The organism is Methylobacterium sp. E-016 (assembly GCF_022829745.1).
GTDB lineage: Bacteria > Pseudomonadota > Alphaproteobacteria > Rhizobiales > Beijerinckiaceae > Methylobacterium.
On sequence record NZ_JAKSYF010000058.1, the window covers coordinates 86,577 to 101,508 of the forward strand.

Sequence of the window (14,932 nt, forward strand, 5' to 3'; positions counted from 1 at the left end):
CCCCGCCGCGCCAGGCGCCCCGGCCCCGTCGACGACGCGGTCGGGTCGACGCCGGGCGCGGGCCCTCGGCCCGGGCGGGCCGTGGACCGTGGGCCGTGGGCCGATTCGCGACGCGCGGCTCTCGCAGCGGGACCCGCAGGTCGCTCATGCCGGCCCGGCGGGCCGGCACCAATCGTCGAGGACAATTTCATGATCTGGCTCGGTGCCATCCTCATCGCCGCCTCCGCGGCGGTGCTTTCGGCCGAGGGCTTCGGCCTGGGGTCCCACCGGCTGCTGGGTGGCTTCCTCGTCCTCGCCGCCGCGGCGAGCTTCCGCGCGGGGCCCGTCTCGGCCTTCCACCGGGTGCTGATGGCCCTGTTCGGCTGCGAGGCGGCCGTCCTCGCGCTCAGCGTCCTCGCCGATGCCGGGGGCCTGCTCGCCGACCGGCCGCCGGCGCTCACCGTCTCCGAGCCTGTGGTGATGACGCTCTGCCTGTCGGTGGCGGCGTTGCGCGCCCTGGCCGGCCTCCCGGTCGTGCGCCGGGCGCTCTCGATCGCCGACCGCTTCTTCGCCTCGCCGGAGCGCACGCACATCCGCATCCTCGGCCGGCCCCTCGCGATCCCCGACCGGGTGCTCGCGCGCGTCGGCGTCGTCGTGATCGTGCTCCTCAACCAGGTCGTCGTCGTCTTCCAGATCCAGACGCTCCTCGTCTCGTCGCGCTTCATGGACGCGCTGCAGGCCTATGACGGCCCGACCTTCTGGCACACGCTCCTCGTCACGGTTCCGCTCTGGACGCTGCCCTACCTCTGCTTCTTCCTGCTGCATCACATCCTGACCGCGCTCCTGGCGGTGCGCTGGCGCCGGAGCATGAGCGCGGACTACACCCGGCGCTGGATCGCGACGGGCGCGCATTACCGGATGGGGCTCGCCGGCCCCGGGACGGACAACCCGGACCAGCGCATCCAGGAGGACGTTCCGCTCTTCATCGACGGGGGCCATGGCGGCGGCTCCGGGGTCGTCGACCTCACCTTCAGCGTGATCGCGACGTTCAGCTCGTTCCTGGCCTACGCCCTGATCCTCTGGAAGCTCTCGGACCAGCTGCGCCCGTTCGGGCCGGACATCGTCATCCCCGGCCTGCTGCTCTGGGCCGCGGTCCTGTACGCGGTGGTGATCACGGCGGTCACGATCGCGATCGGCCGCCCGCTGATCCCGCTCTCCTTCCGCCGCCAGCACGTCGAGGCGGATTACCGCTACGGCCTCGCGCGCCTGCGCGAGTACGGCGAGCAGATCGCCCTGATGGCCGGCGGGCGCACCGAAGCCGGCATCGCCGACCGGCTGTTCGGCCACGTGCAGCGCAATGCCTACGCGATCATCGTGATGACGGCCGGCCTCTCGCTCTTCCAAGTGACCTGCACGCTGCTGAGCCACAATCTGCCCTACATCGCGCTCGGCGCCCTGTTCCTCACGCATCAGGTGACGCTGGGCGACCTCAGCCAGGCCGCCGCCGCGTTCGGGTCGGTGTCCGCCGCGCTGACCTTCTTCTCCGCGCGGTTCACGAGCCTCGCCGCGCTGAAGGCCGTCATCGACCGCCTGTCCAGCTTCGACGACGCCCTCGACCGCATGGCGGCGCCGGGGGGCGGCCGCGTGGAGGTCGGCCGGGACGGGGCGATCGCGCTGGCGGAGGCCGCCATCCGCCTGCCCGACGGGACCGCCCTGGCCGAGGGCCTGTCGCTGCGCTTCGTGCCCGGGGAGAACGTCCTGATCACCGGGCCGTCCGGCACCGGCAAGTCGACGCTGTTCCGGGTGCTGGCCGGGATCTGGCCGCACTGGAGCGGGCGGATGAGCCTGCCGGAGGGGGCAAGCCTCCTCGTGCTGCCGCAGGCGCCCTACCTCCCGGTCGGCTCGCTGCGGGCGGCGGTGAGCTACCCGGCGCCGGCCGACGCCTTCGCGGACGAGGCGGTGGCCGCCGCGCTCCGCGACGCGGGCCTCGGCCACCTCGCCGCCTCGCTCGACCGCGACGAGAACTGGTCGCAGACGCTGTCGGGCGGCGAGCGGCAGCGCGTCGCGATCGCGCGCGCCCTGCTGGCGACGCCCGACTGGCTGCTGCTCGACGAGGCGACCTCGGCGATGGATCCGGCGCTGGAGCGCCAGGTCTACGAGACCCTGAAACGGCGGCTGCCGCAAACGACGCTGATCTCGATCGGCCACCGCGACAGCCTGATCGCCCACCATGCACGCCGGATCGACGTGCCGCGCGACGGCGACGGCTTCCGCTGCCCGCCCGCCGCGCAGGCCGCCTGAGCGCCGCGGCCCGATGCAGGAGCCTTCGATCGACGGGCACCGCCCGACCCCGGACCGCAGCTGGCTGCGGGACGCCCTCGACGCCGTGGGCGCGGAAGCGGCACGCAGCGCCGACACGCACCTGCTGCGGGTGCCGCTCGCCGGCCGGGGGGGGATCGACCTCTACGTGAAGGACGAATCCGCCCATGCGACCGGCAGCCTGAAGCACCGCCTCGCCCGCTCGCTGTTCCTCTACGGGCTGTGCAACGGCTGGATCGGGCGCGACACCACCGTCGTCGAGGCGTCGAGCGGCTCGACCGCCGTCTCGGAAGCCTACTTCGCGCAGATGCTCGGGCTGCCCTTCGTGGCGGTCATGCCGGCCTCCACCGCGGCCGAGAAGGTGGCGCAGATCGCACGCTTCGGCGGCCGCAGCCACTTCGTGGACGATCCCGCCGCGGTCCACGCCGAGGCCGCGCGGATCGCGGCCGGGACCGGCGGCCACTTCATGGACCAGTTCACCCATGCCGAGCGGGCGACCGACTGGCGGGGCAACAACAACATCGCGCAATCGATCTTCGGCCAGCTGGCGCGGGAGCGCTTCCCCGTGCCGGCCTGGATCGTCGTGGGGGCGGGGACGGGCGGCACCTCGGCGACGATCGGGCGCTACCTGCGCTACCGGGGCCATCCGACGCGCCTCTGCCTCGCCGACCCCGAGGCCTCGGTGTTCCACCGCCACCTCGCCGATCCCGCGGTGACCTCCGCCCGCGGGCCGTGCTCGGTCGTGGAGGGCATCGGCCGGGCCCGGCTGGAGCCGTCCTTCCTGCAGCTTCTCATCGACCGCTGGGTCGCGGTGCCGGATGCGGCGAGCCTCGGTGCGGCGCGGGTGCTGGCGGAGGTGCTGGGGCGCTCGTGCGGCGGCTCGACGGGCGCCAATCTCTGGGCCTGCGCGCAGGTGATCGACGGGATGGCGGCGCGCGGCGAGAGCGGCTCGGTCGTCACCCTGCTGTGCGATTCGGGCGAGCGCTACCGCAGCACGCATCTCGACGACGCATGGGTCTCGGCCCGGGGCCTCGACCTGCGCGAGCCGATGCGCGCCATGGCCGCCTTCCTCGCGGGCGTCGCGCCGGTCGGGCCGACGCTCGCGCCGCCCCCTCGGAGCTCCGCACATGCCTGAACCGATCGAGGCAGGACCCGCCCGCCGTCACAGCGTCCTGGAGGATGGGCTCGGGATCTTGGTCGGGACGCTCCTGGCCAGTTTCGGCGTGGTGCTCTACGCCCGGGCTGCGCTGCTCGTGGGCGGGGTCGTCGGCCTCGCGCAGGTGCTGGCCTTCATCAGCCCGGTGCCCCTCTGGCTGGGCCTGTTCCTCCTCAACCTGCCCTTCTACGGGTTCGCCCTGCGCACGAGCGGACGCGCCTTCGTCCTGCGCACGCTGCTCGCCGTGACGCTCGAATCCGTGGTCGCGCGGGAGGCTGCCGGCTGGCTCGAGATCGCCGCCATCGATCCAACCTTCGCAGCGGTCGCGGGCGGCGCCCTGATTGGCGTCGGGCTGTTGTGCCTGTTCCGGCACGACACGAGCCTCGGCGGCATCGGCATGCTCTCAGTCTACCTGCAGGCACGCTACGGCCTGCGCGCGGGCGGGGTCCAAATGGCCTGCGACCTCGCGATCCTCGCGGCCGGCTCCTGCCTTCTGCCGGCCCAGAACCTCGTCCTCTCGGTCCTCGGCGCGATCGTGATGAACGGCGTGCTCGTCGTCCACCACCGCGCGGACCGCTACGTCGGCGTCACCCGGGTGCTGCGCACCGGCATGCACGAACCCTCGAAAACTGCGTCACCGAGCTGTCGCTTTTCCAGCCTCGTCCGTCAGAACAGGTGGGACCGACGTGTTCCTGGCTGCAGGGGGACGAGATAATGCGCATACTGACGAGCCATCGCACCGGGGGCCGGGCGAGAGCAACGATAGGGCGGATCGCCAGCACGTTCGGTCTGTTGGCGGCGCTTTGGTCGTTGCCGGTGCAGGCGCAAGGCCCTGTCCCCGCCTCCGACGCCGTCGCGTCGCCTGCGGCGCCGACCGTAGAGGTACTTCCGGCCACGATCGGCGTGGAGGTCAAGCCCGAGGCGGCCGCCGCCGCGCCGCCGGCGGCCGGGGCATCGCCGGCCCCGGCGGCCAAGCCGCACCGCGACCTCTCGCCGTTGGGCATGTTCCTGAACGCGGACCCGGTGGTGCAGGGCGTGATGGTGCTGCTCGCCGCGGCCTCGGTCCTGACCTGGACGATCCTGCTCGCCCGGGCGCTGGGCCTTCTCCTGGCCAAGCGCCGCCTGCGGGCGAGCCTCGCGGCGATCCGCGCGGCGACGAGCCTGGACGACGCCGCCCGTCAGGTCCGGCACGGCCTCGGGGCGCAGCTCCTCGTCGAGACCGAGGAGGAGCTCGCCCTCTCCCAGGGATTGCCGAGCGAGGGCATCAAGGAGCGCGTCGCCATCGCCCTCGAGCGGATCGAGGCGGCCGCCGCCAAGCGCATGGCGGTCGGCATCTCCATCCTGGCCACGATCGGCTCGGTCGGCCCCTTCGTCGGCCTGTTCGGGACGGTCTGGGGCATCATGCGCAGCTTCATCGGCATCGCGAACTCCAACACCACCAACCTCGCGGTGGTCGCCCCCGGCATCGCCGAGGCGCTGCTCGCCACCGGCATCGGCCTCGTCGCGGCGATCCCCGCCGTGGTAATCTACAACGGGCTCGCGCGCAGCGTCGTCGCCTACCGCATGCTGGCGACCGACGCGGTGGCCCTGATCATGCGCCACCTGTCGCGCGACCTCGACCGGCGCGAGGCCGGCACCTTCCCGGCGCCCGGCAAGGCCGCCCGGCTGCGCGTGGCGGCGGAGTAGCGCGATGGCCGTCCGGCTCGGATCCCACGCCAACGGCGACCTCGCCGAGAACGCCGAGATCAACATCACGCCGTTCATCGACGTGATCCTGGTGCTGCTGATCATCTTCATGGTCGCCGCCCCCCTGTCGACGGTGGACGTCGCGGTCGAGCTGCCGACCGCGAGCGCGCCCCAGCAGGCCCGTCCCGACAAGCCCGTCTTCGTCAGCGTGCGGTCGGACCTGACCGTGGCGCTCGGCGAGGACGCGGTGGATCGGGCCGCCCTGGGCGGCGCCATCGACGCGGCGACCAAGGGCAACAAGGACGAGTGCGTCTTTCTGCGCGCCGACCGGGGCGTGCCCTACGGCGAGCTGATGGGGGTGATGAACCTCCTGCGGGCGGCGGGCTACCTCAAGGTCGGGCTCGTGGGCCTCGAGGACGTCGGCGGGGGGCAGCCATGATCCACCCGCCGCCGGAAGCCTTCGTGCGCGCCGTCGAGGCGGTGCGCCTGCGCCGGGAGGCGCTGAGCCGCACCCGGTCGCCCGGGCGGATCCTCGGCTGGGCGGCGGCGGCGGGCCTCACCCTCGGCCTGCATGCGGGACTCTACCTCCTCCTGACCCGCCGGGACGATCCGCCTCCCGCCTAGCCGGAGATGCCGGCGGCGGTGATGATCACCCTGTCCCCGATCGCCGTGACCGCGCGCTCGGAGGTCGACAACACCACCACCGGGCCGCCCGCGGACGCCCGCACGCAGGCCGAGCCCGAGCCGGTGGAGGAGGCCCCGCCGCCCCCGGCGCCCGAGCCGGTCGTCGACGTCCCGCCGCCCCCGCCGGACGTGAAGCCGCAGGCCGTGCTGCCTCCGAAGCCGCCCGAGGCGAGGACGGCCGAGAAGCCGGTCGATAAGGAGAAGCCGAAGAAGCCGGTCGAGAAGCCCAAGCCCGTCGATCGCAAGCCGAAGCCGGTCGAGACGCGCAAGCCGGTCGAGCGCAAGGAGAAGCCGAGCGTGGCCGCGCGCGCCGGCGGCGGGCCGCGGTCGGATCGGCGGACGGCCGACGTCACCGCGGCCGCCGCCGCCGGGTCGGCGGTGAGCGAGGCCTCGCGGGCGAGCTGGCAGAACGAGGTCCGGGCCAGGATGGTGCGGGCCAAGCGCTTCCCGTCCGAGGCGCGCGGCCAGACGGGCGTCGCGGTGGTCGCCGTCACCTTCGGGGCGGGCGGCAGCGCGTCCGGCGTCAGGCTGGTCACCTCCTCGGGCAACGCCGCCTTCGACGCCGAGGCCATGGCGGTGATGTACCGGGCCGCCCCCTACCCGCCGCCGCCCGGCGGCCGCACCACCAGCCTGACGGTGCCGCTCGTGTTCCGCCGCTAGGCCCCCGTCGCCCGACACGTGCCCGCTCGAGGGCGAGCGGTCGCGCCCGCCCGCTCTCCGACCGCCGCGGACGAACCGCGGCTTCCCGCAGAGGCCCCTCCCATGATCCCTTCGACCGGCCCGCATCGCGTCGATCCCGTCCTCGATCCGGGCGGCGCCGCGTCCCCGGGCCTTTCGGTGACCGGCACCCGGCTCGCCAACGGCCTGCAGGTCGTCGCGATCCCCGATCGCCGCAGCCCGATCGTCACGCACATGCTCTGGTATCGCAACGGCGCGGCCGACGACCCGCCGGGCAAGTCGGGCATCGCGCACTTCCTCGAGCACCTGATGTTCAAGGGAACCCGGACCCATCCGGCGGGGCACTTCACCGAGGTGCTGGCGGCGCTGGGCGGCCAGGAGAACGCCTTCACCGCCTACGACTTCACCTGCTACTTCCAGCGCGTCCCGGCCGAGCACCTCGCCCTCTGCATGACCTACGAGGCCGACCGCATGCGCAACCTCGTCCTGACGGACGAGGCGGTGGCGAGCGAGCGCGACGTGGTCCTGGCCGAGCGCGGCATGATCTGTGACTCGGACCCGGGCGCGCTCCTGCGCGAGGCCGTCGCGAGCGCGGCCTTCCCCGCCCATCCCTACGGCCGCCCGGTGATCGGCTGGCGCCACGAGATCGAGGGCCTCGGGCGCGCGGACGCCCTCGCGTACTACGAGCGCTTCTACACGCCGTCGAACGCCATCCTGGTCGTGGCCGGCAACGCCGAGCCGGAGCGGGTGCATGCCATGGCCGAGGCCGCCTACGGGGCGATCCCGGCGGCCGGGGCCGCGCCGGAGCGCCGCCGGGTGCAGGATCCGCCCGTCCGCGCGCAACGGCGGATCACGCTCGCCGACGCCAAGGTGCGCCAGCCGCACATGGTGCGGGTGTTCGCCGTGCCGTCCTACGGCACGGGCCGGCCCGGCGAGGCGGAGGCCTTCGAGGTGCTGGCCGTCCTCCTCGGCCACGGCCCGACCTCCGTCCTGCACAGCCGGCTCGTCGTCGGGCGCCGCTGCGCGACGGCGATCGGCGCCGGGTACTCGGGCGCGCACATGCTGGAGCAGGCGCAGCTGTCGATCTCGGGCGTGCCCGCATCCGGCACCACGCCCGAAGCGCTCGACGAGGCCGTCGAGGAGATCCTGAGCGCGCTCGCCGAGTCCGGCTTCGCGGCCGAGGACGTCGTCCGGGCCAAGCGTCACCTCGTGGCCGCGGCGCTCTACGAGCGCGACAGCCAGTCGTCGCTGGCCCAATGGTACGGCACCCTCCTCGCCTGCGGGCTCGACCTCGAGGCCATCGGCGCCTGGGTGTCCCGCGTCGAGGCGGTGACGCCCGAGGCGCTGCGGGCCGCCCTGCTCACGCTCGACCGGCGCACCGGCGTGTCCGGCTACCTCCGCGACGACGCCGCAGCGGCCCGACTCCCCCGAGAGGCGATCCCATGACGATCCACGTCCCCCCCGTCTCCCTCGCCGAGCGGGTCCGATCGGTCCGCAGCCCCGGCGGGATCGAGGCCTAGCTCTTCGAGGACCACGCCCTGCCGATCCTGTCGGCGAGCATCGGCTTCCGGGGCGGTGCCGCGCTCGACCCGCCGGGCAAGGCGGGCACCGCGCTGCTGATGGCCCGGCTGCTCACGGAGGGCGCCGGCCTCCTCGACAGCGAGGGCTTCGGCCGGGCGCTCGCCGACGACGCGATCCGCCTGTCGTTCGGCCTGGAGCGGGACGGCCTGCGGGCGCGCTTGCGGACCCAGTCCAGCACGGTGGACAGGGCCTTCGCGCTCCTGCGGCTCGCGGTGAACGAGCCGCACTTCGCCCCTGCGCCCCTGGCGCGGGTGCGCGCCGCGGCGACCGCCGGCGTGCGGCAGAGCCTCGCCGATGCCGGCCAGACCGCGCATCTGGCGTTCTTCGCGCGGGGCTTTGCCGGCCACGCCTACGCGAGCCCGGCCGCAGGCGACCTCGCGAGCCTCGAGGCGATCGACGGCGCCGACGTCGTCGCCCTGCATCGCCGCATGCTCACCCGAACGGGCCTCCTCGTCGCCGTGGTCGGGGCGATCGGCCCGGAGGCGCTGGCAGGGTTGCTCGACAAGGCCTTCGCGGACCTGCCCGAGGGCGAGGCGGCGGCCACGCCGCCCGTCGCGCTCGCCGGCCTGGGCGAGCGCGAGGTCGTCCGCCTCGACGTCCCGAACGCCGCGATCGTCCTCGGACGGCCCGGCATCCGCCTCGACGATCCGGACTTCACGGCCTCGCAGGTCGTGAACCACTGCTTCGGCGGCGGCACGTTCACCGCGCGCCTGATGCGGGAGGTCCGGGAGAAGCGTGGCCTGTGCTACGCGATCGGGTCGGGGTTGGACGCCGCCGCGGCGGCCTGCACGCTCAGGGTCTCGACCTCGGTCGCCAACGCGCGGGTCGGCGAGACGCTGGCCGTCGTCGCCGACGAGGTCGCGCGGCTCGCCTCGGACGGGATCGGCCCGGACGAGCTGGAGGCGGCCAAGAGCGCCATGATCGGCGCCTACGGGCTGAACTTCGACACCTCGGTGTCGATCGCCGAGCTGCTCCTCACCCTGCAGGTCCAGGGGCGGGGGCGCGATTGGCTCGACGCGCGCAACCGGCGCATCGCCGCGATCACGACGGAGGATGCGGCCCGTGCGATCGGCCGCCTCTTCGGGGACGGGGCGATGCTCACGACGATCGCCGGCGATCCGCCGGCCGCAGCCGACGCCTGACTGGATCGGGACGGCATCCCGCCGGCCCGGCGCCCGCGAGGCGCGCATCGAGACGAGGGGAGCAAGCGGATGAGGACGATGGTTCATGCGGCCGTGATGGCGGCGGCGATCCTGGCCGAGCCCGGCCTGGCGGCGGCGCAGGCGAGGCGCCCCGATCCCGGCCTGGAGCTCGGCGGCCAGGACTCGCAGTACAACAGCGACACCAAGGCGATGCGCAACCAGCTGCAGGGCGGGGCGAAGGAGCTCGGCGGGGCGAAGGAGCTCGGCGCCGCGGCGGCCCCCGCGCCGGTCCGCAAGGCGGCCCGGCCCGAGAAGACGTTCGGCCCCGACCTGGCCGCCTTCGTGGCCGCCCCGGTCGGCGCGATCGTGACGCCGATCAACGCGGGCCTGCGCGCCTTCGACACCGCGATGGCGCCCCTGAACGACGCCCTGCGGCCGATCACCGGTCCGCTGGTGCTGGCGCCGCCCCCCGCCCCGGTGCCGGTGGGACCCGGCAGGTAGGCGGCCCATCCAGGGGCGCGAAGCAGGACCTCGGGACGCCGCGGGCGGCCCCAGGCCCGGCTTCGCGCCGCCTCGCCGGGAGATCCGCATTGCGCCACAGCTTGACCCCAGAGGTCGCCGCCCGCTTCGCCGTCGTGACGCTCGGGCATGTCACCCGGGAATATCCGAACCACCTGGCCCATGTGCTGCGGGGACCGGAGGATGCGGCCACGCCGGAGACGCTGCACCCGGTCTTTTACGGCAGCTACGATTGGCACTCGTGCGTCCACGGCCACTGGCTCCTGGCGCGCCTGCTCCGCCGCTTCCCGGACGGCGCCGAGGCGCCCGCGATCCGCGCCCTGTTCGATTGCCAGCTGACGGACGAGAAGATCGCCGGCGAGTGCGCCTATCTCGCCGCCCCGACCGCGCGGGGGTTCGAGCGCCCCTACGGATGGGCCTGGCTCCTGAAGCTCGCCGACGAGCTGCGGCACCTACCGGAGACGCGATGGTCCCGCGCGCTCGCCCCCCTCGCCGGATTGTTCGCGCAACGCTTCCGGGACTTCCTGCCGATCGCCGGCTACCCGGTGCGCGTCGGCATCCATTCCAACACCGCCTTCGGCCTGCGGATGGCCTTCGACCATGCCGAGGGAACCGGCGACGCGGCCCTGGCCAAGCTCCTCGCCGACACCGCCGAGGCCTGGTACGGTGAGGATGTCGACTGCCCGGCCTGGGGCGAGCCGGGGGGCGACGAGTTCCAGTCGCCCAGCCTGATCGAAGCGGAATGCATGCGACGCCTGCTCCCGTCGGCGCGCTTCCTCCCGTGGCTCGATCGCTTCCTGCCGCGCCTCGCCCACGGCCAGCCCGCAACTCTGTTCGCGCCGGTCGTCCCGACGGATCGCAGCGACGGCAAGATCGCCCATCTCGACGGTCTCAACCTGAGCCGGGCCTGGTGCTTCCGCGCGCTGGCCGGAGCGCTGCCGTCGGGCGATCCCCGCCGGCCGATGATGCTGGAAGCAGCCGAGGCGCATCTCGACGCCAGCCTCCCGCACCTGACGACGCACTACATGGGCGCCCACTGGCTCGCCAGCTTTGCGGTGCTGGCAATGGATACGGAACCTGCGAGCGGCCGGGAGGGATGACCTTCGAGCCAGACGAGGGGCGGCCCGGAGCGGCAGCCAGGAACGCCGACCGCCGATCCGCAACGGTCGGTCAAACGACAAAGCATGCCAACCGTGGCGACAGGCTCCCTCACCGCGCCCACGCCGCTTGGGCGAGCCTGAGTCGGAACAAATCGGGCTGAAACAGCCTGAGTGTGCGGGGCAGCATCGCCGACGCCGTGCGGCCGCCGACATCGTCTGGGGATGCGACGCGCCATGGTCATGATCATCATCTGCTTCCTGGCGCCGTGGCTGGCGATGTTCCTGCGCGGGAAGGTGATCCAGGGCATCCTGTGCATCCTCCTCCACATCACCGTCATCGGCTGGATTCCGGCAACGATCTGGGCCCTGGTGGTCACGCGCAAGGAAGCTGCGTAGGGGCGTCGGACCTGGGGAGGCTTTCATGCAGAGCAGGCTCGCGAAGACGATCATCGGGGCGATCCTCGCCGTCGCCTTGGCCGTCGCCGTGTCCTACGGCTTGATCACCCAGCAGACCGCCGATCAGATCCAGACGAAGGCCGACCAGACATTGCAGACCGGCCCTGGTGTTCCGCCGGCCGGGCCCGGGCAGCCGGCGCCGGCGCCTCCGAACCCACAGGCGCCGACGCAGCCCGGCACGACGCCGGCAACCCCACCCGCGGCGCCGCGGCCATGAGGAGGTCGCAGCCGGCACCGAGGCGCGAGATGTCGGATCCGCCGCGATGAGGTCGAAGGGCCGCTCCGCATGAGGGCGTCTCCGGACCCGGCAGGCTCCCGGAGTGCACCTCCATCCGAAGGATAGGCCCATGCTGATGACCGTGCTTCTGCTGGCCTTCCTCGGCATCCTCGTGGTGATGCTGGTAACGCGCCGGCATATCGGGCGGCTCGGATCGCTGGCGACGCTGATCGCAGCCGCGGCGCTGGCCCTCTGGCTGATCGACAGCGGCCTGGTCCCGGGCTCCAAGGGCCCGCTCGAGGGCGACCGGGCGACGACGTTTCGCGACCGGTGATCGCCGTTAGTCGACGGGCGCGGTCGCGCCGAGATCCCGACCGGCTGCGCCCTTGCGCCGCCGGTCATCCGCGCCTTCGGCTTCGTTCGGCGCGGCCTCGGCCGCGTCGGCTCGGAAGTGGGTCCGGCTCGGCGAAGGACGACCGGCCGCGGGCCGGCCGAGGTCGCAGGCAGCCGGCACTTCGAGCATCGCGATCCTAGCGCGCAGCGTCCTTCCGGCGCGCCACGAGATCGAGGTCGACGCCGACCTCGAGGGCGACCCACTGGCCCGACGCCCACGGCCCCTGCCCGACGCCGAAATCGGTGCGCACGAGATCGAGATGCCCGGTGGCGTGAGCGGCATCGCCGGCAAGGGTGAGGCGGAAGGGCAGGGTCGCGTCGCGGCGGATGCCGCGGATCGTGAGGCTGCCGACGGCCTCGTAGGCGTCGCCGCCCCTGGGCACGAAGCGCGTCGCCTCGAAGCGGGCCTGAGGCGTCGCCTTGGTGGCGAACCAGTCGGCCTGCGGCAGGGCCTCGTCGCGCTGGACGTCGCCGGTCTCGGCGCTGGCGAGGTCGACGGTCACCAGCGCATGCCCGGTCTCCGGGACGGCCGGGTCGAAGGCGATCTCGGCCTCGAAGCGCTTGAAGCGGCCCTTGAACGGGACGCCGACCTGAACCCCCGAGAAGCCGAGGCGGCTCTTGGCCGGATCGACGGCCCAATCCGCGGCCTCGGTGCAGGCGGGTGCGGCAAGGATCGCGGCGGCGAGCAGCAGGCGATACGTCATCGGGGCGAAACCTCGCGGCGGGTTGGGCCGAGCGACGGCAGCATCCGCCGCAGGGTGTCGTCCCGCAGGACGAAATGGTGCCGCAGGGCGGCGCCGGCATGCAGCACGAGAAGGGCGATCAGGAACCAGGCGCCGGACGCATGGACCAGCTTCAATCCGGCCTCCACCGCCGCCTTGTTCGGGAGGTCCGTGACGATCGGCAGATGCGGCCAGGGCACGACGCCGTACAGGACCGTCGGGATGTTGAACGGCGAGGCCGAGACCAGCGCCCAGCCGACCAGGGGCATCGCGATGATCAGGGCGTAGAGCACGACGTGGGCGAGATGCGCCGCGCCGCGCTCCAGGGCCGGCATCGCCGCCGGCAGGGGCGGGGGCCTGTGGAAGGCGCGCCAGCCGAGCCGGAGCAGCGACAGCACGAGCACGGTGATGCCGACCGACTTGTGCCACTGGTAGAGCTGGAACCGGCGCATCGGCGCCAGGTCCGCATGCGTCATCGCGAGGCCGATGCCGAGGAGCGCGAGCACCAGGGCCGCGATCGCCCAGTGGAAGGCGATCGCGACGCGGGTGTACCGGAGCGGGGCAGGGGCCACGGCCTCTAGCATGGTCGTTCCTGGCATCGCGATCTCGGGGCCCGCGGTCGTGCGCGGCTTGGGCCTATTCGGTGCGCTCGAACGCGCCGGCGATGGTGAGGTGCAGCTCGTCGCCGATCAGCGGCACGTAGGTCTTCACGCCGAATTCCGAGCGCTTGATCGTGCCCTTGGCGTCGAAGCCGACCGTGTACTTCTTGCTCAGCGGGTTCACGCCGGCGCCGACCAGGGTCACGTCGAGGGTCACCGGCTTGGTCACGCCGTGGAGCGTCAGGTTGCCGGCGACCTTGGCCTTGTCCTTGCCCTCGGGCGTGACCTTGGTCGAGACGAAGGTCATCTCCGGGTACTTGGTCGCGTCGAGCCACTGGTCGCCCTTCAGCTCGTCGGTGAGCTTGGAGCTGGTGGTGGTGACCGACGCGACGGGAATCGTAATCTTGAGGCTGCTCTGGGCCGGGCTCTTCGGCTGAAGGTCGAGAGTGCCCGAAACCTCGGAGAACCCGCCGGAATAGTTCGAGAAGCCCATGTGCGACACGGTGAACCCGACCTGGGTGTGGCCGGCATCGACCGCGTAGGCGCCGGCCTGGATCTGGGCCGGGTCGCGGGTCGGCGGTGTCTGCGCCAGCGCCGGGGCGGCGGCGAGCATGAGTGCGATCGACAGGGCGGAGGGGCTGAAGGGCTTCACGAAGAGCTCCGGGCTCGCTGGCACGGCGGGATGCGCCGTTCGGAAGCGCCGAGATAGGCCGCTTCCCAGCGGTGCGGAAGCGCGGTAACCGGAGACGCATGGTTGCGATTCCGGAAACCTTCACCGGGCATCTCGACGACGTGCGTGCCTTCTGCGCGGTGGTCGACCTCGGCAGCGTGACCCAGGCGGCGGCCTTCGTGCGCGAGACCAAGGGCAGCGTCAGCCGCCGTGTCTCGCGACTGGAGGCGGTGCTCGGCGTGACGCTGCTGGCGCGAACCTCGCGCGCGGTCTCGCCGACGGCCGACGGGCTGGCCTTCCACGCCCGCGCCCAGGAGAGCCTTGCGCTCCTCGACGAGGCTTTGGAGACGGCGCGCGGCGCCCGAACCGAACCGCGCGGGCACCTGCGCGTCACCGCCTCCATCGATTTCGGCGTCGAGGTGCTGCCCGATCTCGTGGCGAGCTTCCGCGCGCGCTACCCGCAGATCACCATCGAACTGCTGATCACCGACAACCGGCTGGACCTCGCCGCCAACCGCGTCGACCTCGCCCTGCGGCTCGGCGGCGCGCATCCGGACAGCGGCTACATGGCGCCGATCCTCGCCGAGCTGACGATCGGCCTCTACGCCGCCCCGGCCTATCTCGCTCGGAAGCCGGCTCCGGCCGACCTCGCCGGGCTCTGCGACCACGACGTGGTGTTCTCGCGCGAGCGCGTCGGCGCCTCGCAGATCGCGGTGTCGGACCGGCTCGGGCGCGAGGCGCTGATCGACGTGCGCCCGGTGGTGCGGGCGACGGATTTCGCCACCGTGCTGCGGTTGACGCTGGCCAGCGTCGGCATCGGCCACATCCCGAGCCTCGTCGCCGCGAAGGCGCTGGGCGCCGGCACGCTGGTTCCGGTGATGCCCGATTGGGCGAGCCGCGGCGGGACGCTCCGGGCGGTCAGCCTCGCGGGGCGCGAATTGCCGGCGCGGGTCCGGCTGTTCCGCGAGCATGTCCGCGCGGAGGTGGCGCGCGCGTCGTCCGGTCGGCGGCTCCATGATCCGGCCTGACGG

General features: G+C 73.2%; 19 protein-coding genes. 15 read left to right on the forward strand and 4 right to left on the reverse strand.

Annotated elements, in window-relative coordinates; all coding sequences use genetic code 11:
• Positions 1–189: 189 nt before the first annotated feature.
• The 14 genes from MKK68_RS04945 to MKK68_RS05010 all read left to right on the forward strand — a co-directional run bounded on the left by MKK68_RS04945 (position 190) and on the right by MKK68_RS05010 (position 11,851).
• Entirely contained in the window at positions 190–2,280 is a 2,091-nt protein-coding gene (locus MKK68_RS04945) for an ABC transporter ATP-binding protein/permease (protein WP_244029078.1), read from the forward strand.
• 13 nt (positions 2,281–2,293) lie between these two features.
• Positions 2,294–3,433, forward strand: coding sequence for a PLP-dependent cysteine synthase family protein (locus tag MKK68_RS04950; protein WP_244029080.1), 1,140 nt, complete (start codon positions 2,294–2,296; stop codon positions 3,431–3,433).
• On the forward strand, positions 3,426–4,169 hold the full coding sequence (locus MKK68_RS04955) for a YitT family protein (RefSeq protein WP_244029082.1): 744 nt from the start codon (positions 3,426–3,428) through the stop codon (positions 4,167–4,169). The genes MKK68_RS04950 and MKK68_RS04955 overlap by 8 nt, the downstream gene beginning before the upstream one ends.
• Positions 4,170–4,357: 188 nt before the next feature.
• Entirely contained in the window at positions 4,358–5,140 is a 783-nt protein-coding gene (gene exbB / locus MKK68_RS04960; RefSeq protein WP_244029084.1) for a tonB-system energizer ExbB, read from the forward strand.
• A 4-nt stretch (positions 5,141–5,144) separates the two neighbouring features.
• Entirely contained in the window at positions 5,145–5,579 is a 435-nt protein-coding gene (gene exbD / locus MKK68_RS04965) for a TonB system transport protein ExbD (RefSeq protein WP_244029086.1), read from the forward strand.
• On the forward strand, positions 5,576–5,764 hold the full coding sequence (locus MKK68_RS04970; protein WP_244029088.1) for a hypothetical protein: 189 nt from the start codon (positions 5,576–5,578) through the stop codon (positions 5,762–5,764). The genes exbD and MKK68_RS04970 overlap by 4 nt, the downstream gene beginning before the upstream one ends.
• Positions 5,765–5,785: 21 nt before the next feature.
• Positions 5,786–6,484, forward strand: coding sequence for an energy transducer TonB (locus MKK68_RS04975; protein ID WP_244029090.1), 699 nt, complete (start codon positions 5,786–5,788; stop codon positions 6,482–6,484).
• 102 nt (positions 6,485–6,586) lie between these two features.
• A complete protein-coding gene (locus MKK68_RS04980) occupies positions 6,587–7,948 on the forward strand; it encodes a M16 family metallopeptidase (RefSeq protein WP_244029092.1) in 1,362 nt (453 codons plus the stop codon).
• A gap of 173 nt (positions 7,949–8,121) precedes the next feature.
• Positions 8,122–9,225: a M16 family metallopeptidase gene (locus MKK68_RS04985; protein WP_244029094.1), complete on the forward strand. Its 1,104-nt coding sequence runs from the start codon at positions 8,122–8,124 to the stop codon at positions 9,223–9,225.
• A gap of 78 nt (positions 9,226–9,303) precedes the next feature.
• Positions 9,304–9,726, forward strand: a complete 423-nt coding sequence (locus MKK68_RS04990; protein ID WP_244029096.1) for a hypothetical protein — start codon at positions 9,304–9,306, stop codon at positions 9,724–9,726.
• 89 nt (positions 9,727–9,815) lie between these two features.
• The gene (locus MKK68_RS04995) at positions 9,816–10,844 is read left to right on the forward strand and encodes a DUF2891 domain-containing protein (RefSeq protein WP_244029099.1); all 1,029 of its coding nucleotides are present in this window, start codon (positions 9,816–9,818) and stop codon (positions 10,842–10,844) included.
• Positions 10,845–11,078: 234 nt separating this feature from the next.
• Complete coding sequence (locus MKK68_RS05000) at positions 11,079–11,240, forward strand: YqaE/Pmp3 family membrane protein (protein WP_187274833.1); 162 nt, start codon at positions 11,079–11,081, stop codon at positions 11,238–11,240.
• A gap of 25 nt (positions 11,241–11,265) precedes the next feature.
• The gene (locus MKK68_RS05005) at positions 11,266–11,517 is read left to right on the forward strand and encodes a hypothetical protein (protein ID WP_147727082.1); all 252 of its coding nucleotides are present in this window, start codon (positions 11,266–11,268) and stop codon (positions 11,515–11,517) included.
• 130 nt (positions 11,518–11,647) lie between these two features.
• Positions 11,648–11,851: a hypothetical protein gene (locus tag MKK68_RS05010; protein WP_147727083.1), complete on the forward strand. Its 204-nt coding sequence runs from the start codon at positions 11,648–11,650 to the stop codon at positions 11,849–11,851.
• Between the two features lie 6 nt (positions 11,852–11,857).
• Here MKK68_RS05010 and MKK68_RS05015 read toward each other — a convergent pair whose 3' ends face one another.
• From MKK68_RS05015 to MKK68_RS05030, 4 genes are read right to left on the reverse strand one after another with little or no spacing between them, the layout of a single operon-like run.
• A complete protein-coding gene (locus tag MKK68_RS05015; RefSeq protein WP_244029101.1) occupies positions 11,858–12,040 on the reverse strand; it encodes a hypothetical protein in 183 nt (60 codons plus the stop codon).
• Positions 12,041–12,047: 7 nt separating this feature from the next.
• On the reverse strand, positions 12,048–12,614 hold the full coding sequence (locus MKK68_RS05020) for a YceI family protein (protein WP_244029103.1): 567 nt from the start codon (positions 12,612–12,614) through the stop codon (positions 12,048–12,050).
• Positions 12,611–13,216 carry a cytochrome b gene (locus tag MKK68_RS05025; RefSeq protein ID WP_244029105.1) on the reverse strand — a complete coding sequence of 202 codons (606 nt, stop codon included), beginning with the start codon at positions 13,214–13,216 and terminating at the stop codon, positions 12,611–12,613. Before MKK68_RS05025 ends, MKK68_RS05020 begins: the two co-directional genes overlap by 4 nt.
• A gap of 52 nt (positions 13,217–13,268) precedes the next feature.
• Complete coding sequence (locus MKK68_RS05030) at positions 13,269–13,844, reverse strand: YceI family protein (RefSeq protein WP_243935061.1); 576 nt, start codon at positions 13,842–13,844, stop codon at positions 13,269–13,271.
• Between the two features lie 137 nt (positions 13,845–13,981).
• Between MKK68_RS05030 and MKK68_RS05035 the strand changes: the two genes are divergently transcribed.
• Complete coding sequence (locus MKK68_RS05035) at positions 13,982–14,929, forward strand: LysR family transcriptional regulator (RefSeq protein ID WP_244029107.1); 948 nt, start codon at positions 13,982–13,984, stop codon at positions 14,927–14,929.
• Positions 14,930–14,932 lie beyond the last annotated feature (3 nt).